15 protein-coding genes and 1 pseudogene are annotated in these 19,602 nt (G+C 43.6%); 5 read left to right on the forward strand and 11 right to left on the reverse strand.

All coding sequences use genetic code 11. From position 1 onward, the window contains the following. Window positions 1-33: 33 nt before the first annotated feature. The 4 genes from AAX10_RS06590 to AAX10_RS06600 form a co-directional block, all read right to left on the reverse strand. Entirely contained in the window at window positions 34-564 is a 531-nt protein-coding gene (locus tag AAX10_RS06590; RefSeq protein WP_036363380.1) for a helix-turn-helix domain-containing protein, read from the reverse strand. Window positions 565-636: 72 nt separating this feature from the next. After that, a complete protein-coding gene (locus tag AAX10_RS10095; RefSeq protein ID WP_155399883.1) occupies window positions 637-789 on the reverse strand; it encodes a hypothetical protein in 153 nt (50 codons plus the stop codon). A 214-nt stretch (window positions 790-1,003) separates the two neighbouring features. Next, complete coding sequence (locus AAX10_RS06595) at window positions 1,004-1,837, reverse strand: inositol monophosphatase family protein (RefSeq protein WP_036363387.1); 834 nt, start codon at window positions 1,835-1,837, stop codon at window positions 1,004-1,006. Between the two features lie 90 nt (window positions 1,838-1,927). After that, window positions 1,928-4,030, reverse strand: a complete 2,103-nt coding sequence (locus tag AAX10_RS06600) for a 1-deoxy-D-xylulose-5-phosphate synthase (protein WP_046700187.1) — start codon at window positions 4,028-4,030, stop codon at window positions 1,928-1,930. A 258-nt stretch (window positions 4,031-4,288) separates the two neighbouring features. On the opposite strand from AAX10_RS06600, the gene ribA reads away from it, so the two are divergent. The 3 genes from ribA (at window position 4,289) to AAX10_RS06615 (ending at window position 6,525) form a co-directional block, all read left to right on the forward strand. Further along, entirely contained in the window at window positions 4,289-4,882 is a 594-nt protein-coding gene (gene ribA / locus AAX10_RS06605; RefSeq protein ID WP_080702170.1) for a GTP cyclohydrolase II, read from the forward strand. A gap of 19 nt (window positions 4,883-4,901) precedes the next feature. After that, window positions 4,902-5,894, forward strand: coding sequence for an oxygen-dependent coproporphyrinogen oxidase (gene hemF / locus AAX10_RS06610; protein ID WP_046700658.1), 993 nt, complete (start codon window positions 4,902-4,904; stop codon window positions 5,892-5,894). Between the two features lie 181 nt (window positions 5,895-6,075). Next, window positions 6,076-6,525 carry a c-type cytochrome gene (locus tag AAX10_RS06615; protein WP_036363391.1) on the forward strand — a complete coding sequence of 150 codons (450 nt, stop codon included), beginning with the start codon at window positions 6,076-6,078 and terminating at the stop codon, window positions 6,523-6,525. 24 nt (window positions 6,526-6,549) lie between these two features. Here AAX10_RS06615 and AAX10_RS06620 read toward each other — a convergent pair whose 3' ends face one another. After that, entirely contained in the window at window positions 6,550-7,656 is a 1,107-nt protein-coding gene (locus AAX10_RS06620) for an RNA-guided endonuclease InsQ/TnpB family protein (protein WP_046700188.1), read from the reverse strand. A gap of 48 nt (window positions 7,657-7,704) precedes the next feature. On the opposite strand from AAX10_RS06620, the gene tnpA reads away from it, so the two are divergent. Then, window positions 7,705-8,115, forward strand: a complete 411-nt coding sequence (tnpA, locus tag AAX10_RS06625; RefSeq protein WP_046698362.1) for an IS200/IS605 family transposase — start codon at window positions 7,705-7,707, stop codon at window positions 8,113-8,115. Between the two features lie 121 nt (window positions 8,116-8,236). Here the strand turns inward: tnpA and AAX10_RS06630 are convergent, their stop codons facing one another. From AAX10_RS06630 to AAX10_RS06645, 4 genes are all read right to left on the reverse strand, one after another. Next, on the reverse strand, window positions 8,237-10,957 hold the full coding sequence (locus tag AAX10_RS06630) for a lactoferrin/transferrin family TonB-dependent receptor (protein WP_046700189.1): 2,721 nt from the start codon (window positions 10,955-10,957) through the stop codon (window positions 8,237-8,239). Window positions 10,958-10,967: 10 nt separating this feature from the next. Beyond that, a complete protein-coding gene (locus AAX10_RS06635) occupies window positions 10,968-14,165 on the reverse strand; it encodes a transferrin-binding protein-like solute binding protein (protein WP_046700190.1) in 3,198 nt (1,065 codons plus the stop codon). Between the two features lie 338 nt (window positions 14,166-14,503). Beyond that, complete coding sequence (locus AAX10_RS06640; protein ID WP_046700191.1) at window positions 14,504-15,898, reverse strand: porin family protein; 1,395 nt, start codon at window positions 15,896-15,898, stop codon at window positions 14,504-14,506. A gap of 124 nt (window positions 15,899-16,022) precedes the next feature. Next, a complete protein-coding gene (locus AAX10_RS06645) occupies window positions 16,023-16,433 on the reverse strand; it encodes a DUF2726 domain-containing protein (RefSeq protein WP_226997752.1) in 411 nt (136 codons plus the stop codon). A 205-nt stretch (window positions 16,434-16,638) separates the two neighbouring features. On the opposite strand from AAX10_RS06645, the pseudogene AAX10_RS10345 reads away from it, so the two are divergent. Further along, window positions 16,639-17,136, forward strand: a pseudogene (locus tag AAX10_RS10345) (IS1595 family transposase). Between the two features lie 70 nt (window positions 17,137-17,206). Here the strand turns inward: AAX10_RS10345 and AAX10_RS06650 are convergent. Then, a complete protein-coding gene (locus tag AAX10_RS06650; RefSeq protein ID WP_080947090.1) occupies window positions 17,207-18,295 on the reverse strand; it encodes a YdcF family protein in 1,089 nt (362 codons plus the stop codon). A gap of 130 nt (window positions 18,296-18,425) precedes the next feature. Further along, window positions 18,426-19,517 (reverse strand): SPOR and LysM peptidoglycan-binding domain-containing protein, encoded by a 1,092-nt coding sequence (locus tag AAX10_RS06655; protein WP_046700192.1) that lies wholly within the window; start codon window positions 19,515-19,517, stop codon window positions 18,426-18,428. Window positions 19,518-19,602: the final 85 nt, after the last annotated feature.

Genomic DNA, 19,602 nt, shown 5'->3' on the forward strand with positions numbered 1-19,602 from the left:
CCTTTAATTGATTAAGGTGTTTGGCTGATGAGCTTACTTGTTTTGCTCTTTCTGACGAATTAAGGCATCGAGCTTTTTTAGGTAGTCGTTCTCTGCTTCTAAATAGGCTAGGCGTTTTAAAAGTTTGGCATAATCATCATCTTGTGGTTTGGTTTTGCTTGTGGATTTGTTTTTGCTGGTTTTGTCTTTGTTGGTGCTGTGCTTGTTTGACATTGCTTTTCTGCCTTCGGGTTTGGGTTCTAATCCCATTATACCAAGGGTTTGATAAGACTTTAACCAATTGGACAGTAAAGAAGGTGTTGGTAGGTTAAGTTCTATGGCAAGTTTGGTTAGGGATTTGCCATTTTGAAGTTGTTTGATTGCGTTTAGTTTGAAGGTGGTGTCATAGACGGCTTCGGTGTGTCGTCTTTTAATGCCATCAATACCGTGTGCTTGATAGAGTTTAACCCATAGCTCTACGGTTTTATGGGCTAAGTTAAAGTATTTGGCAGTTTGTTTGTAGCTGTATCTGTTTAGATAATATGCTATGACAGACAGTTTAAAGTCGGTTGTGTATTTTGCCATAAAAAGCACCCCAAAGGTTAGAGTGTCTAACTTTTGGGGTGCGGTTCAATTAAGGATGGTTTTTTATCACATTTAGGCGCTTAATGCCAATGGAACTCGATTGCCTTCTGCCAACTTAGCAAGCACGGCTTTGATCATCTCTGACGTCACGTGTTTCTTTTCACCTTTTGACAGGACGGTCATCTCTAGAGATGCATTGACTGGTTGTTGATTTTTGGCGCTCATGCTACACTCCTTATTCTGCTATTTATTCATCTGGCATTTGATTGATTTGCTTGACAAGCATCAATCACTTCATATCCATGAGTATAACTGAAGTTTACATTTGTACTCAATCACAACTTACCAAAATCTTCGATAAAGTGTAAACAGATGTTTCTTTTTTGACAAAATCTTGACAATAAAAAACCGCCTTGATTGGCGGTTTCTGGATCAGCAATTAATGAGATAATGCATTTTCCCATAAAGGAACGACCAGCTGCATCAAAGGTTTGAGCAGTTTAACATTACATGCAAATACAGAGCCTGTGGTCATAGAGTTATTGGCACCATGGTGATCTACAACCACCCCATGAGCCTCGGTAACGATCAGCTCGCCTGCGGCAACATCCCAAGGTTTTAATGACATTTCAAAATAGCCATCAAAACGACCAGCAGCTACATAACACAGATCAAGAGCAGCAGAGCCTGTACGACGAACTTGGCCACCATTCTCGCAGATGGCTTGTAAGCTGGCAAAGTGCTGACGAGCAAAGCTTGTACGCTGTTCACCAACCATGCGTTCATAAGGATGGCCTGTTGTGAACAGACCGCCTGCGATGGTCTTACGATCCGACACCATCATTCGACGCTGATTCAGGCGCGCGCCACGTCCACGGCTGGCAGTAAATAGCTCATCGCGCACAGGGTCATAGACCACGCCATGCTCAGTTACGCCGTTTTTTTGGACAGCAATCGACACGCAAAAATGCGGCACCCCATGAACAAAGTTCTGCGTGCCGTCCAGCGGGTCAATGATCCAGCACCAATCCGCATCCGCACCCTTGCCTTCTTGCAGACCAAATTCCTCACCCAAAAAAGAGTGATTTGGATAGCTTTCTTTTAATAAAGAAATCGTCAACTCTTCGGCATAGCGGTCAATCTTGGTCACCAGACCATCAAGACCCTTAGACTCTACCGCCAAATCCACACGATGGCGATTCTCATGTGCACGTAGAATTTCATGACCAACTTTTTGCGCCACTTGTGACGCGATGACTACCATCGGTTCCATACTTCACCTTATAAACATGTCTTAAATAGTGGTTTTGCATTCATCATACAAAAGAATCATTATAGCTTAAAACTGGCTAATTTTCACGCCTTATTTTAAAGCTTGTAATGTCGCTAAAATCCCACCCCTATCCAGCCCACATTCCGCCAACTGCTCATCATGACTGCCATGAGCGACAAACACATCATCAATGCCAATCTTCACAAGGCGACCGCCATAGCCCACACTTGCCAGATATTCGCCCACCGCAGAACCCGCTCCGCCCATACGCTGATGTTCTTCTATCGTGATAAAATGCGTAACGCCCTGCCCGATAAGCTCGTCTATCAGCTCATTATCAAGCGGCTTGACCCACCGCATATCCACCACCGTCATGGGCGTGTCTGTTGCATGAAAGAACGTTTGGCTTGCCGATAGGCTGTCGCTTAGGCGTGTACCAAAGGCAAGAACGGCGATTTTTTTGCCTGTCTCTTGTTTGTCTGATTTGTCCGTAAAATTATCCGTCCGCCATACGATTTTTGCCTTGCCGATGATAAATTTTTCATCATCTTTGATAATCTGTCGCCCCACGCCCACGCCCCTAGGATAGCGAATGGCACTTGTACCTTGATAAGCATAGCAAGCGTTTAGTAGATGATAGCATTCATGTTCATCGCTTGGCGTGGCAATCACCACATTTGGCACACAGCGTAAATACGCCAAATCAAACACGCCTGCATGAGTCGCCCCGTCTTCACCCACAAGCCCCGCTCGGTCTATGGCAAAGGTTACGTCTAAGTTTTGTAAGGCGACATCATGAATCAGCTGATCATAGCCACGCTGTAAAAAGGTAGAATAAATCGCCACCACAGGTTTTAATCCACCTGTTGCCATGCCCCCTGCTAAGGTTACGGCGTGCTGTTCGGCAATCGCCACATCAAAAAACTTAGCAGGATACGCCTTGGCGAATGCTACCATGCCCGAGCCTTCGCACATGGCAGGGGTAATGGCAACCATGTTGGGTTCAGCTCCGTTATCCATAAGCCAGTCGCCAAAAACGTCTGAATATTTTTTGGCTTTGGGAGCGTTGTCCTTTTTTAGCACATCTTTTTTGGGTAGTTTGCCAATGGCGTGATAAGTAATGGGGTCAGCCTCGGCAGGCAAAAAGCCCTTGCCTTTGACCGTGTGGACGTGAATCAGCACCGCCCCTTTTAACTGTTTGGCACGTTCAAACACTTGCAAAAGTTTTGGCAAATCATGTCCGTCAAAAGGTCCAAGATAGGTGAAACCAATCGCCTTAAATAGATTATCAGGGAAAATATGGTCATGCACTTTTTCGGCGATTTTGTCCGACAAGGGCATGGGCGGAGCGTTTTTGCCAAAAAGACCGCCGATATTTTGCACAAGATTACCGCCCAGTTTGGCAGGGATTTTTTCTAGGGTTTCTTTTGCCCCATTTGCCATATGCAGATAGTGGCGAACCCGTCTGTCATCAGGGCTAATCTCACGCTTTATCATCAAGATATTGCCGTGTTTGTCAATATCAAAGGCAAGCCCACGTTGCCATAGCCGTGCCAAATGGCGACTAAACCCACCAATGGCTTGCGAGATTGACATGTCATTGTCGTTTAGCACCACCGTCAAATCGGCATTTTGTTGCACCGCATCATTCATCGCTTCAAACGCCATGCCCCCCGTCATCGCCCCATCTCCGATGACCGCCACGACCTTGCGGTTTTCGCCCTTGATACGGCTGGCTAGGCTCATGCCAAGTCCTGCCGATATGGACGTAGAGCTATGCCCCACGCCAAAGGTGTCGTACTCGCTCTCAGTGCGTTCAGGAAATGCCGTCAGACCGCCCTTGGCACGGATACGCATAAGCTCATCACGCCGACCTGTTAGCACCTTATGGGCGTACGCCTGATGACCCACGTCCCACACGAGCTTATCATAAGGTGTATCATAACTGGCGTGCAGAGCAACCGTCAGCTCCACCACGCCCAAATTTGCTCCAAAATGCCCACCACTTTGACCGACCGAGTAGAGTAAATATTCACGCAATTCGTCCGATAATTGGCACAGCTCATCGGTGTTTAACCCCTTTAAATCTTTGGGCAAGCTGACTTTATCAAGCAATGGTGTTACAGGACGAGTGGTGGGAATCTGAGAAAATACTCTTGATGTGAATGTTTGGCTGTCAATAGAATGTGGCATGACTGGCTTTTTCCGAGTTGATAAGTGGGTCGCGCAGGTTATTTTTAGGGCGATTTCGCGCATCTTACTGTAATTATCTTTTCAATCATAAAAATAGTATGGCATAATAGCGTTTTTGGCGACATCGTGCGACTATTTTACAAGATAGGCTTTATTTTTGCCATAAGAACACCATTATTTTTAATTAAGCATTCCATTTTTCATCAAAATTTCACATAAAGATTAGCATTATTGGCATCATGCCATTTGGGGTTTATTTTGTATCAATTCATCACCAAAGCAAAACTGCCCACCGTTCATGGTGAATTTGACATTCATGTATTCGAAAACGAAATCGGACAAGAGCACATTCTTCTAAGCCATGGATTGCCCTGTGGCAATCCTACCACCATTCCTGTGGTACGCATTCACTCAGAATGCCTGACAGGTGATGCGCTCGGCTCGCTCAAATGCGACTGCGGCCCCCAGCTGAATGCTGCCATGCAAGCCGTTCAAGCACACGGCTGCGGCGCCATACTATACCTACGCCAAGAGGGTCGTGGTATCGGGCTCACCAACAAAATCCGCGCCTACGCCCTACAAGACCAAGGGCATGACACGCTAGATGCCAACCTACTGCTCGGGCTGCCTGCCGATGCTCGCACCTATGAGATGTGCAAAGAAATGCTTGAGCACGTTGGTGTCACCAAATTATCACTCATGACCAATAACCCCAATAAAGTCAATGATCTAAAGTCACTAGGGCTTGAGGTGGTAGAGCGCGTTCCGCTCATCGTCGGTGTCAATCCACACAACCAAGATTATCTCAATGTCAAAGACTCAAAAATGGGACACTTTATTAATCACCAATAAAGATACAGTAGGCAACATCATGACTAACAACAGCAACACCACAGCGGCAGATTTTGATGCCAAGCTTGGGCAAGTACGAGAATTTTTATTAAACTTACAAGAGAGAATTTGCACCACCTTAGAAAATCAAGAAAAATCAGGCGGCGTCGATGGCGGTAGTAATACTAAGTTCATCCCAGATATTTGGGAGCGTCCCGAAGGCGGTGGCGGTCGCTCGTGCGTGATGAGTGGTGGCAAGGTCATTGAAAAAGGTGGCGTGATGTTCAGCCACATCCACATCAGCAAGCTCCCCCCTTCTGCCACCGAGAGGCACCCACAGCTTGCCGGCGCAAAGGCTCAAGCAATGGGGGTTTCGCTAGTTATCCACCCCAAGAACCCACACGTCCCAACCAGCCACGCCAATGTGCGACTGTTCGTGGCACAACCACAAGATGGGGGTGAGCCTGTGTGGTGGTTCGGCGGTGGTTTTGATTTGACACCTTTTTATCCCAACATGAATGATGTCATACATTGGCATCAAGTCGCTCATGATTTATGTCAGCCATTTGGTGAACAAATCTACGAAAGATTCAAAACTTGGTGTGATGAATATTTTTATCTAAAACATCGCAAAGAATGCCGTGGTGTCGGTGGTCTATTTTATGATGATCTGAATACTGCCAGCATGGGCTGGGATTTTGATCAGTGTTTTGCTTTCATGCAGGCAGTCGGACAAGGCTATCTTGATGGGATCGTACCAATCTTCGAGAACAACAAGCACACAGCCTACACCGACTCCCAAAGAGCATTCCAGCTATACCGTCGTGGACGCTATGTGGAATATAATCTCGTCTATGACCGTGGAACAATATTTGGACTACAGTCAAATGGACGCACCGAATCGATTCTGGTATCCATGCCACCGCTAGCCAGTTGGTCGTATCGCTATGAGCCTGAAGTAGGCACGCCTGAATTTGAACTGACCGATTTTTATTTAAAGCCTAGAGATTGGCTGGCATCACAACCAACCTAACAGTTATTGGTCGTGTGATTGGACACAGCGTATTGGTCTGTTTGAACGTAAACAACATTCATGACTTTCATTGAAAATCAATGTTTTGTGTGTTATATTGAAAAATCCATCTGAATTCATCATCAAGCTGCTGGTGAAAACAGGTATTATTTTTCTATTTTAGCCACCTTGCGAGGAAGCCATGAACATATTGCCAATCAGTAAAGGTCTTACTATCGCCATTGTCGCTGCGTTAACCGTTACTGCTTGTAGCTCAAAACCTACAACACCAAACGATGTCAGTATTCGCCAAGACATCATGCAAGACTGGCGCATATCAAGCGACATTATGAAAAGCATGCTTTTTGAAGATCGCTTTGATGCAAAAGCCTTTAAGGAACAAGCCGACGCCATTCAGGCCAGCACACATGTTTGGGCACATTTTGATAATGATGCAGAAAAAGGCAAGGCACAAGATACCGTTTGGACGGATGCTGCAGGATTTAAACTTAAAGCACAGATGTTTGATGACGCTGTTGGCGAACTGGTAAGTGCTGCCGACAAAGCCCAATCTTTTGCTGATGTTGAAAAAGCATTTGGTAAGATGAACGAAAGTTGTGGTTCATGTCATAAATCTTATAAAAGTAGATGACTGGTCATTGACTTCCTCCCCTCGCTAAACCGAGGGGATTCCTACTGCTAGACGGTCAAGCCCGACCGCAAGAATGTTCTTACTAGCATTGATATCTCTATCATGCCATGTGCCACACTTCGCACAAGTCCATTCTCTTATTCGCAAACCTGCTCTACCTTTTGGACTGTTGCTGTCGATTTGACCGCAACACGAACAAGTTTGGGTAGTGTATTTTTCAGATACGGTTTCTAAGCGACAACCTGCATTCTTACATTTGTAGGTCAGTTGTCGTTTGAGTTCAAACCAGCTAGCATCGTAAACCGATTTGGCCAGTTTGCCTTTTTTGCTGTTAAATTGGGTAGTTTTAACGTCACCAACCACGATTAGAGCGTTTTCTTTGACTAATTGGGTGGTGAATTTATGTATCAGGTCTTGGCGTGTGTTTTTGATTTTGGCATGGATTGCCTTAACACGCTGTTTGTTTTTGGCACGTTGGGCTGTGGCTAACGCTTTGGCATATTTTAGGGTTTGTTTGATTTGTAGCTTATCGCCGTTTGAGGTAGTGGCACTGTCTTTTAAGCCCAAATCTATGCCAAGACTACCAGTTCCACACGATTGTTTCGGATAGTCTTTGACGGTAATGCACGCATACCAACGGTTACGGCTGTCTTGCACAATCTCAAGGGTGTTAATTTGGTATAGCGACAGGTTGTAGCTGTCCCACAGGTCAATGATTAGCTTTTGCCCTTTGGCTAAGCTTAGTTGTAGGGCGGATTTTAAGCCTTTTTTACCAGTTTGGTGGGTAGCGATGTGTTTAATGGCGGATTTTTTAAACGGTATCCAACCGAGCGATTTACGCTTAGACTTTGGGTTATTGGTACGCCATGATAGTTTGGGTTTTTTAAACTGTTTACGGCTTTTAGCGTGGGTTTCATTGATGGCTTGAATGGTTTGAGAGTGTAAGCCAAGTAATTCACCGCTACCTTTGGTGTATTCGTTTAGGTCATAGGCGCAAAAGAATTTGCCAGTACGCTGTAAATATTTAAAACTCAAGTCATTCACATAATTCCACACAAAATTGACCGAACCGCTTAGGTGGTTTAGTTGGTCTGTGTGTTTATCTCGTATGCGTAGCTTGAGTGTTTTCATAGGTTTAAGTATAATTGGATTTTTATATTTTACAGTTGGTCTAATTATATGTCAAATGATTTAAGACGTGGTAGGCATGTTGTTTACAATCTTCATGTGCATTTGGTCTTTGTTGCTAAATACCGCAGAAAAGTATTCACCAAAGAGATTTTAGATGATATGCAGGTTATGTTTGAGGAAGTTTGTTCAAAGTTTGAGGCACAATTAGTTGAGTTTGATGGTGAATGCGACCATGTGCATTTATTGGTGGTTTATCCGCCTAAAGTGGCTATTTCTAGTTTGGTAAATAGCTTAAAAGGCGTGTCTAGTCGGTTATTGCGTAAAAAAGAATATCCGTCCATCAAAGGGCAGTTATGGGGTGGTGCGTTGTGGTCACCTAGCTATTTTGCAGGTAGTTGTGGTGGTGCTCCAATTGAGATTATCCGCCAGTACATTGAACAGCAGAATACACCACACTAAACAATGTCCATGCGTAAGCATGATTGCGGAGTTGCCTTATATCCACCGCCTGAAGTCGGTGGTTTTACGGCAACGGAGGATAAAAAACGCACTGTTAAAGTGCGTTTTTTTATTGATTCTTTTAGAACTTGGTCTGTACAGACAGTACAAAATTACGACCGCTGGCAGCATATTGGCTGGGCAATCCTTGAGTATGCTGATTACCAGAGACAACCGAGGTCTGACGCAAAGACTCCCATGGGCTATATCGATAATTAAAGACATTATCAATACCAGCTCTTACAGTCAAATTATCAGTTGGTTGATAAAATGCCGACAAATCCAGCGTTCTCCAAGCCTTACTATTGACCGTAGTGGCAACTTTTTCATAAGTACCGCTCGGTGATGCGACTAATGTGGTTAATTCAGTGTCTTTTTTAGCGTCGCTAAAAATCCAAGTCGCACCCAAGCCCCACTTATCGCTATCAGCAGTATAATCAAGCGATAAAGCATAACGAGTAGGTGAGATGGTGTCTAGGAAGTAGCCAGAACCGTACTCAAAACCCTCTTTGATGTGGCTATCTTTAACTTTGGTTTTTAGATAGTTAGCAGATGCGGTCAAGCCCACAGGCAACTTATCCCAAAGCTCACCAAGATAGGCCTTAGCTTGAACACTATGACCAGCCAAACGCACATCTTGATAGTTGCGATATCCCCACTGATCGCCTTTGAGTGTCAAATCAATCAGATCACTGTATCGGTTATCAAAGTAAGTGGCCGTAATCTCACCCAAATTGCCATGAAAAGCGATACCAAACTCTTGGTTGTGAGCCTTTTCTGGTTTAACATTAGTGCGGTAATGCTGATCGTCGTTCTCCCCTTTGGTCAAGCCATCTAAACGGTAGCCGAACAGCTCTTTAAAGCTTGGCACACGATAGCCAGATGAAATGCGATACAGCAAGTCAACATGATCGGTTGGTTTTAGCACAAGACTACCATTGTAAGATAAGTTACGATATTTGCCTGTACCAGTCCAATCATCATCACTGTTAAAACGATGGGTGTCATGACGAACACCTAGGGTAATGTTCGCAAGGTCTCCGACAGAGATCGTATCTTTAAAGGTCGCATAAGCATTATGACCTGTGATTGGTCTGTCGCCACATTTGCGAGCTTCGCCCAAATACTGCTGAGATTCTTCGCAAATGTCCGTACCCTCTTGATACTGATTAGTTCGGTAGGCTTCAATAAAGTTGCCGTTTGAATCTTTGATGTCATCTACAAACTTAAAGTCTAAACGATGATATCGCTCTTTAACATCGCCAATCCATAGATTGGAACGGAATTTATCTAAGCCAAGACCTAAATTGAGACGATGATTGATGATGTCGCCTGATAGATTTTTGGAGAAATCTGCTCGCCACAGCAAATGGTCCTCACTGTATACTTTACGATTTTGGCGTTCGGCAGAATTTGGTTTGTCTGCACTGGGTGTACAGTTTCTATCAACCGTAGGATAAGGCGAACAGTATTTCTCGATTTGCAGATGATCGATGGTGACAGTTTGCTTATCAACACTTAAATTCAACTCATCAAACCAGCGAAAATCTTTAGGACTTTGGTAACGATAGTTGATACCATAACGACTTTTATCGTGTTTTTCATCAAAAAACTGTGCTTGCGTCCAAAGTCCAATTTTAGCATCTGTCGCATAGCCTTCTTGATGGCTTTGTCCGCGATAAACGAGTGGTGATTGTGCCAGATTACCTCGACCGTGATTGGCGGCCAAGTGGTAGGCCGTTTTGGTCATATCACGACTGTTATAATTTTGAGTGGTTTTTTCGGTCAAAAGCTCAACTCGTTGCGTAGACGAAGGATTAAAGCCTGTCTTAATCAATACAGATTTAGAATCATATTCCATAGGGTCAGGCAATACTCGCTTATCGCCAGTGTATTCTTTAGCACCCATGGTCTCTAATACAGGCTTGATGTCCAGCTTTGGCTTGGTACAGCCAGCCACACTGCTAGGGTCTTTGTCCACATAGGTAGGGCATTCATCGATGATGATAAATTGGCGTTTTGGATCATTTGTAGGTGCAATTGCCTGCTTATCAAAGTCCACCTGAGAGCCGCCCCAACGCCACACTTCATAATTGGTCTGATAGATGTCGCTATGCGGTTTGACAGTCTCTTTGGTACGATCGGTGTACTGCACAAAAAGATCGGCTTTTTTATGGCGTAATGCCGCACCGACAGAGTGCATTTTTTGCTTGTTCTTGCTGGCGTATGCACCTTTATAAAAAGCTGAGAAATTATCGTCTGCATCTAGCACATCGTCAATGCTTTTGGTGCGAAAGCTTACCGCACCACCTAGTGCACCACTGCCAGTCTCAGAACCACTCGCTCCTTGACTGATTTGTACACCGCTGACATTTTCAAGTTCAATCTCATTGATTGCCCCAGAGCCTTCTCTACCATCACCAAACTGGCGTTTTTGGGTCAGATAAGACTGGATTTGAGCGATGCCATCAACATTGACCGCCACTCGGTTCTTATCCATGCCACGAATGGTGTAGCCACTGCTGGCACCGCGACCCTGCTCAACAACAGCCACACCAGCAACATCTTTTACCATATCTTTGACGGAAAGTACTTGATTTTTATTCAAATCTTCCATCGTTTTGATGGTCTTGCCAAGACCAGTAACTTCTTCGGATTTGGCATTCAGGCGTTTTTTGATGGTGACACTTAGCGTCTCAAGCTCAACACTTGGATCATCCCCATCATTATTGGCAAATGCAGGCAAGCTGCTGCACAGCATCGCTGTGATGACCAGTGGCAGATATTTTGGGCGAAAATTCATCGTCTCATCCTTACTTCTGTTTCTTTTCATCTTCTGTGGTTTTTAGGTCATCTGTGGTTTTTGTGCCATAGAATACCGCACCACCAACAACCGTCTCATCTTCATGTAAAGTCTTCTCAAAACTGAACGAACCGCCCAAATGCTTGGCATTTTCACCATAAAACGCCCCAGTCAGATTGTCACTGTGAACTGTTAGGATTTGTTGGTTTTGCTGACGACCTTTATCCAAATAAATGCCATTAACACGAGTGGTGGCTGTACCACTAAAGCCATTACCATCAATGGTGGCGTTTAGATTGAAGGCAGGTTCAATGCCTGATTTTTCAGTCAATGTACCAGTCAACTGTTTGGTGCCAAAATCCACTTTAAAATTTGCCTTACCGTCGTACTCGCCATAGCCTGCTTGCGACTGCCAGTGATGACCGATTCTGCCATGCCAAGTGCCTTGATAATTAGCTTGACCTTGATTATCTATCTGACTGACTGGGGTGCGTTGACCAAGAATGTATAGACCTGTCAAAGACTCTTCAATGCCAATCAACGGAATAACCTCTGATTGTTCTGTCGTACTGTCATTTGGTGTGCTAGGCAGAGCAGGCAGATAAGCGGTTAAATTTGCCATATTTTCGCCATTATAGTTATCGCCTTTGGTTAATAACTCTACCAATTGATCATTTGCCGATTTATCGTTAGCCTTTAGCTTTTCAAACAATTCGCCAGCCTGTTCACCGATAGCGTCTTGCTTGTCTTCTGAATAAGCCGATTTAATCTGATCAATAATAAGTGTTTTTAACTCCTCTAATTCAACAGCAGAAGTAGTACCACTCAAATTTCCTAGATCATTATCTGTGCCATTTTCCACAACTTCATCATCACTTTTGGCAGTTTCATCGCTAGCAACACCGCCACTCTCTATTGCAAAATTTGCCAAGAGATCTCTTAATTCTTGTTTCTTAATATCAAGCTGATCTCTCAATTCTTTTTTAGCCTTAGCAATTTGATCTTGAGTATAATTCGGTGCTGATTGTACTAATGGGTCTTGCAATAAGAAGTTCTTTAAATTTTCCTGATTTTCAACATCATACTTATCACCTGTGTTAAAAATATTTAAAATTTCCTCAGCCGCATCTTCCCACTCATCTCTTCTAGATAAGCTTTTTAAAGGCTCTTTGATATCACTTACTGCATTTTCTTTTTTACGCTTGTCTTGATAACCTGATAAAGCTTTTTCAGTAATTTGCGATAGGATGGCTCTATCCCTACTCTTCTGATAAGCATTTATTAAACCCAATAGCTCTTCTCTTAATCCATCAACTTTTTCAGTTAATTTTTGCTTGGCATTTTCCAGCTGATCCTTGGTTGGTTCAGCCACCGTCTTAGCAATTGAGTCTTGATTACGAATCGGAGTTGATTGTGCTAAAAATTCTTTCAAGTTATTTTCATTGTCAGGCTTGTACTTGTCGCCAGTCTCGAACACAACAAAAATTTCCTCAGCAGCTTCCTCTCGCTCCTCTTGATGCCTACTGCCTAAGCGACCAAAAATATCTTTAAGATCGTTTTCTGCATTCTTTTTCTCGCTCTCATCTGCATACCCTGCCAAAACTAATTTGCTTATTTCGTTCTTTAGGGCGGATTTATTGTTACTGCCTGAGTATGAATCTACCAATGAAGTCAGTTCTACTCTTAACTGATCAACCTTTTCAGTCAATTTTTGCTTAGCTGCTTCAAGTTGTTCTTTGGTTGGTTTGGCAGGCTCGCCAACCTTATCTTCATTCGTCACTTTAACATTTTCAGCAGGTTTGCTTTTTGCCGTCGTCTCGATGGTCTTAGGAGTTTTACTTACTGAGCCCAATCTTAGAACGCCATCACTGCTACCAAAACTGGTGATGACAGCTGTTTGTCCTGTTGGCAGTTGGACGGATTGCTGAGTTGTTTTTCCCGCCTCTTGAGGTAAGAGCGTGATGGTATGATTGCCCAATTGCAGCTGATCCACATTACCAAAGTTCACCAGCGATAACACTTGTGACTTTTGTGCAGGGTTGACAGTCTTGTCTTGGGTCAGCTCGACATAGCTGCCACCAAATACCTGCTCAAGCTTCTCAACTTCGTCTGGATTGTCCTGCTTACCAGCAAATACCGCAAAGACAGAATTATCATTTGTTAGAAACTTACCTGCCAATTCCTCAGCGTTTTCACCATAAAACCCACCTTCTAGGCGGTCATCGGCATTTTTATTAAAGAAGTTAGGTTCTAGAAAGCTACTTTCGGTATTCTTAGCAATGGCAGAACCTGCAAATCGATTGCCCTTGATGGTCGCATTAATATCATAGCGGTCTACATAGGTCTCTTTACTGCTGGCAATCGCTTTTTGCTTGGTAGATAGTGTGCCAGTTAGCTTCTTGGCGTCAAAATCAGCTTCAAAGACCGCACTATGATTGCCCTGTCTTGGACTTACCTGACCAAAGACTTGCTCGGCAAAGCTGGTCGCACCGACTTCATCGCCAAAGCCAGTGTCCATATTATAGCCTGGACCACCACCGAACGCTTGGCGACCTGTCGTCTCTGTGATGGTCAACTCTCTTTCTCGCTTGACATCAGTCACGAAATCCCAATGCCCCTTATAGTTTGCCACACCTTTGGCAAGTCCCGTGGTTGGATTTTCACCATAATAGTACAGATAGCCATCGCCTTTGGTGTATTGCTTAGGCTGGTCCGTATCCTTATCAGTTTCAATCGTCTCATAAGGACGCAAACCAGTAAAAATCCAACCAGCTTTTACAAACTCATATTTATCATCGCTCTTATATATCTCTCCACCCTTATGGCGCTCTTGTAACTCTTTGGTTAAAGCTGGTACGGGGTTGGTATGAGCGGTTGTGATGTTATTTTCATCAAGTGGCACATGCTCTTCTAGATGAGTCAGTTTGTTCTTATCATAAGCCTGATTACGCTTTGGAATCGCCAAAAAACTGCCCAACACTGGCATGGTTAGGCGACTGTCTGCTTTATTCTTAGTGTCAGCATTGGCATTGTCATCAGCCTTAGCGGCTGAAGCATCCTTTGATTGGTCAGACTTCTCAATCATCCTAGACTGACCGATGGCAATGGTACTTGGGTTATTAAAACTGCCACCACCACAGGCTGATAGCATCAATGAAGTCACAGCCACCGCCAAAGGCAATAGGCTAAATTTGGTACTCTTAGACATGAACACTCCCTACTTTAAAAAGTCAGTAAAACAGCATCAAACAATCATTTTATCTTAGTGATAAAATAATGATAACAATAACAATTCTTATTATATAGTTAAAGGATTAACAATGCAAACCTTTTTTATAATTTGTGCAATGTTCTTGAAAGATAAGCAACCTGTAAATACAATTCACTTAACACCAAACATGCCACCTAGTACCTTTAGCATCAGATGATGAACGATGAATCAAAATTGGTGAAAGTCGTGTTGAGACGATGACACAAAAAAAATCAACAAACCAAGACGACATCAATCGTGCAAGACTTGCTGATTTTAAAGATGCTATAAGTTTTTTAAAATTGGCGACTCACCTCTAAGAACACACGACTCTTATCGTAGCTGTACAGTGCGATGTTGCTGTCATTTTTTTGGTATTGCCAAGTCAATTTCGGCGTTAGCCCTAAGTAGCTCAGCTTATTATGCCAAACACTGATGTTGGTAAAATACTCATCGCTGGTTTGTGTTTGATTAAAAATCGGCATCGGTCCATGATAGCGTCTTTGGGAAAAATTCAAACTGCCACGCACACCCAAATCATGCCACCGCTTGGTAATTGAACCTTGTATGCCGACACGGGTATAGGAGTCATCTTTATCGCGGGTTTTTGCCTGTCGATAATCTGCACCAACACTGACCCAACCACTTTCTCCCAGCCAGTTAGGACGCGTAGAAAAGGTCGCTTTGGCACTGACACTATGACCTGATAAATGATGTCTGATGTTATGATGATGTTTGGCAAATTCGATGTTGGTGGCAAGCTGGCTTTTTTTACCAAGCTGTCTTTGACTGCCAATACTCACACCCAGCGTGTCCGAAAAATGCTTTAATTCATTAACACCCTTTTTACCACCAGCATACCAAGAAGTCTCCACAAAAGGCGAAACGGATAAGCTACCCCCAGTATGGTTTTTGACAGTGTTGACCCCTAGGCGAAGCTGCGTTTCATTGTAATGCTTAGCATCACGAAAGAGCTTGCCACTCATCGTAACGGAAGGCTCTAGCGTCATGCCATCTTTGAATAAAATTTTCTTCTCCACGCCTGCATTGATGGCAATCCCATGTGCTTGCTCAGCAGCGTTTGCCGTCCAGCCACCACCCAAGTCGGTCTGATTGGGTGCATTGTTAATGTTTTTATCAATAATTACATTGCCAGAAAAATATGCCGATGGCTTGGTTAGATTTGTCAACGCCTTTTGGTAGGCACGCATTTCACGGACAATATAATCTGGTTGCTCTGCAAGCAGTTGTTTGGCTTCTAGATATTGACGATTGGCAAACAAACTCTGAATCAGTCTAACGGCAAAAAGAGCATTATTGGGGTATTGGTCATGCAAAGATTGGTAGATTTTGCTGGCTTGGTCATGTCTGCTTTTCGCACCTGCCAATACGGCACTGCCCCAGTCAACCATTTCAGATTCAATGATTTCACTCGGCTGTTTTTGGTAAATGGGCAATAATAACTGAGTTCCAGCCACATCATTAGCCACCAGCACCGAAAGCATCGCTCGAGACAGTAAGGTTGGGTTGGTCAGTAGCATCTGCTCATCTACCGACAGCATGGCGTTAGCAGGCTGTGGTGGTATTGGCAGTGCTGAGTCGATAGGTGGTGTTATGTCAGGTATTTTAACATCTGATTGTAGACGGCGATCATCTTGTGTATCAGCATGTGCAACATGAACAGAAAACAAGAAGACAGATAAGACTAATCGGCAAAATGGAAAACGCATGGCAACTATGGGCAGTTAAGATAGGGATAAGAAAATAAATGATACTTATTATTATTCTTTTTGTCAAGTAAGCCTCACTGCTGGACTATCCAAATTGCCTAATAACCTCCAACACATCAACACGCAACATATCAATACCGGGCATTTTCTCTGCATTAAAACGCATGATGGGAATGCCTGCACTGGACAACGCCTTATCCTTCTTAGCATCTTGTCTTTGTCGAGCTTGACTATCGTGAGTCCAATCATCCAGCTCAATGGCAACCAACACTGTTTGGCAGTCTTTATCAATTAATACAAAATCCACACTCTGGCGACAGACACGATTGAACCAAAACTGCCGATCTTGACCTACTTCATCACTTGGTTCAATGATGCGTGAAAGTTGCACTTGACTAAAAATCAGAAATTCAGGCAATGCCAACTGTAATTTTTTAAAAAACAACACTTCACTGTCCGTCATGATTGGCATTGTCTCAAACGGCCAGACGGTCATGTCATCGCCTCTAACCGTTTTTAAGTTAGGCTGTTTTAGACAATGCACCCAAACCACAATGCCTAGCATCAAGAGAAAAAATACAACCACCAACAACACGATAGATATAGACGACATAAAAACGGTACTCACTGCCAAAATAAACACATTAAAAATAAAAGGGGCAGTGGCAGATGACACAATGTAACATACTACAAATAGGAAGATAACCCATAGTAAATTGAGTAAAAAAGATTGCTTGGATTTTTGTACTTGGAGTAATTGCTCTTTTGACAGCTTTATTCTACCATAAAATCAGACTTGTGATAGAATACAATCTCAATTTTGAAGCTCAAACCTTGTTTGATGGAGGGATAGGCTTGATGAAAGTTACTTTGGTGGTGCCTGGTCTTTTAAAACGAAACGGTAAAGTTTTTTGTTGTCAAAGACATCAAAATTGACACTTTAATGCCGATTATTACAAGCAAAATCAAACCTGATGGTATTTATATACAGACTACGACAAAAGCTACAATGCTCTTGATGTGAGTGATTTTAATATCTTAGAATAAATCATTCAAAGGAATTTGCATAAAATCACAAGCACAAACAGCATTGATAAGAAACACTTTTCATCTTTTCATCAAAGAATGCAAGATTCATTTTAACTATGACGCACTGCCTAATCAACTTGAAATACCTAAGAAGACGGTGTGGGATTTAGGATAATCTGGCACGGTCCTAAGTAAAAGAGCAACATCGCACCCTGCGCCACTCACCAAGCGATGATTGTATCATTGAAAATCACTTTTTGTGAAAAGCCCTGAAACTCTGGCAACATTCACATAGGTGTACAGTGCTTCGATCTTTGCTTTTTGAGGATTTAATGGCTCGCCACCACCAACAGAATCAACGACTATCGGATAATGAACATGGTCGGCACAACTTTTTAATACAGCACTGGCTCTTGGTATGTGCCCTCGCGTCGCTACTGCCAGCACTCGTTTTCCCTGATAACGACGCATCAGAGTGATCATGCCAATGGCATTGCCTGGCGTATCCCTAGCCTGGTCATCCAATAAAATACGATTCCCATCGATGCCATGTGCCACAAGCCAATCCGCCATGACTTGAGCTTCAGAAAAAGGTGTTTTGACCGGACCGCCACTGACAATAATGATGGCATCAGAAAAGCGATCGGCCATCTTTTTTGTTAAGTACAGACGCTTCAACATACCTGCACTGGGCGTTCCATCCGGATTGGGTGATGAACCGAACACAGCGATGGTGTCTGGTACTACTTGCGATTTGGGTTCATCATCATATGATTGTTCCAGCCACGCCTCCACGAAAGCGAACATGTTGGTAAGTTTTTCAGCCAAATGAGCATCAATACTTCCAAGCCATGCCAGACGACGCTGCTCTTGATTTTTATCCCCTAACACACGACATGCAAGCACCGTCATCGCCAAAGCATGCTTATCAAATGGGTTTCTCGTTAGGATAAGATCCAGTTGAGATAATGCCTGCTGATATTCTTTATTGATGAAGTAAGCTTCGGCTTGTAGGCGATAAGTATCTAAATGATCGGGACGCTCTTGAGTTTTTTTCTGTAAAGAATCATACAATGTCTGCCATTGCCAACGGCGGAAAAGTACGACATCATCTTTTAAGTAAGGGTCATTCTCATAATCAGCACCATAACGCACGACAAGATTTTCAACAGCAACCCCACGGCCATCTGGTTTGGCACTAGGGGGTGGCAGAGGCTGAGTCAACGACACATCTCTTCGCTGGTTAGCGATTGGTAGATGGGCGTGAGTTGTACCAGTTAAGCCCAAGCAGAACAGCGCAAATGACATTACGATGGGTTTAGATAGCATGAATGCTCTTCAATATATCAACGCTAACCATCATACCATTGCTTAGTGACATTCTTATGACAAATCAAAGCTGGTGTTTCTGATAATGACTGGCGAAAGATGACTCATCAATCTAAACGATCATTGAAAATCATTTTTCCAGCTTCTTAATCCACGCCTCACTGGCATCCACTCTTGAATCCTTGGCGAGTTTTTGCCTAATGGCATTGGCTTCATCATAAGAATCTGCTGAACCAATCAAAACACGGATGCCCCGAGATGTCTGACTGGTACTAACTTGATAGCCTGCGGCACGGTATTTCTTAACCATCTCATCAACTTTTGATTTATCAGGCGAGATGGCAACTTGTACGCTATAATTGTAGGCAACTGCTGTATTATTTGCTTTGTTGTCAGACTTGGTTTTTGAGGCGGTGCTTTCGGTGGCTGGTTGTGCTGGCTTAGCACTTCTTTCGCTTTTAGCGATTGAAGATGCTGATGGAATAACAATGGTGCGACCGAGCACTAAAGCATCATGGCGATTCATGTCATTGGCCGCCACAAGTGCTGACACAGGAACGCCGTATGTGCGAGACAAGCCGATCAGCGTATCACCTTTGGCAACGGTATGCTTACCCTTTTTCATGACATCATTGCTTGTGACAGGCTGACTTTCAGTCTTGGTTTGTGTGGTGATTTTTTCTGCTTGCTTATCTTGTTTGGTCTGATTGGTTTCTTTGTTAGCAACTTCATTTGATTTTTGTTCAGCAAGTTGTCGCTCTTGGGCAGATTTTTGTTCAGCGACTCTTTTTTGTTCGGTCACTCTTGCTGCCTCTACCGCTTCTGGACGAGTTTGCACGGCAGGCATGGCGATCATCTCGCTTTTAGAAGCATTGTCTGCACTGATTTGGGATTGGGTCGTTGGGCTAGCCTCTTGCTTGGCTTTATCCAGTGCCAACATGCGAGCATGCTCTTGTTCACTAAGCAATGCATCAGCCTCTTTGGCAAGCTGCTGATTATAAAGCTCTCTTTGTTTTTGCTTTTGAGACAAAATTTTTTCTTCGGTTTCCACATCTGCCGTCAAAGGCACAGCCACAGGTTTTGCTGGCACTTGGGTTGTTGTAACAACTTGCTCTGGCACATCATCACTTTTGCTGGATTTGCCATTTTGCACCACCGCAAAAATTGTTACCGCACCACCAAACAACAATACCAAACCTAAAATTACTTGTTTTGCAATCATAAAGCACCCCACTCGTCTCTCACAGGAACTCACTAAAAATCCATCTGCTTAAAAATGACTAAAAATACAATGTTTCTGCAATATT

The sequence above is a fragment of the Moraxella bovoculi genome (assembly GCF_000988745.2).
Taxonomy (GTDB): domain Bacteria; phylum Pseudomonadota; class Gammaproteobacteria; order Pseudomonadales; family Moraxellaceae; genus Moraxella; species Moraxella bovoculi.

Coding starts and splice junctions, on each gene's coding strand:
- hemF (WP_046700658.1), top strand. CDS start 4,902: ATGACTAACAACAGCAACACCACAGCGGCAGATTTTGATGCCAAGCTT.
- AAX10_RS06655 (WP_046700192.1), bottom strand. CDS start 19,517: ATGATTGCAAAACAAGTAATTTTAGGTTTGGTATTGTTGTTTGGTGGT.
- AAX10_RS06600 (WP_046700187.1), bottom strand. CDS start 4,030: ATGCCACATTCTATTGACAGCCAAACATTCACATCAAGAGTATTTTCT.
- AAX10_RS06595 (WP_036363387.1), bottom strand. CDS start 1,837: ATGGAACCGATGGTAGTCATCGCGTCACAAGTGGCGCAAAAAGTTGGT.
- AAX10_RS06635 (WP_046700190.1), bottom strand. CDS start 14,165: ATGTCTAAGAGTACCAAATTTAGCCTATTGCCTTTGGCGGTGGCTGTG.
- AAX10_RS06650 (WP_080947090.1), bottom strand. CDS start 18,295: ATGCTATCTAAACCCATCGTAATGTCATTTGCGCTGTTCTGCTTGGGC.
- tnpA (WP_046698362.1), top strand. CDS start 7,705: ATGTCAAATGATTTAAGACGTGGTAGGCATGTTGTTTACAATCTTCAT.
- AAX10_RS06630 (WP_046700189.1), bottom strand. CDS start 10,957: ATGAATTTTCGCCCAAAATATCTGCCACTGGTCATCACAGCGATGCTG.
- AAX10_RS06615 (WP_036363391.1), top strand. CDS start 6,076: ATGAACATATTGCCAATCAGTAAAGGTCTTACTATCGCCATTGTCGCT.
- AAX10_RS06645 (WP_226997752.1), bottom strand. CDS start 16,433: ATGACCGTCTGGCCGTTTGAGACAATGCCAATCATGACGGACAGTGAA.
- AAX10_RS10095 (WP_155399883.1), bottom strand. CDS start 789: ATGAGCGCCAAAAATCAACAACCAGTCAATGCATCTCTAGAGATGACC.
- AAX10_RS06590 (WP_036363380.1), bottom strand. CDS start 564: ATGGCAAAATACACAACCGACTTTAAACTGTCTGTCATAGCATATTAT.
- AAX10_RS06620 (WP_046700188.1), bottom strand. CDS start 7,656: ATGAAAACACTCAAGCTACGCATACGAGATAAACACACAGACCAACTA.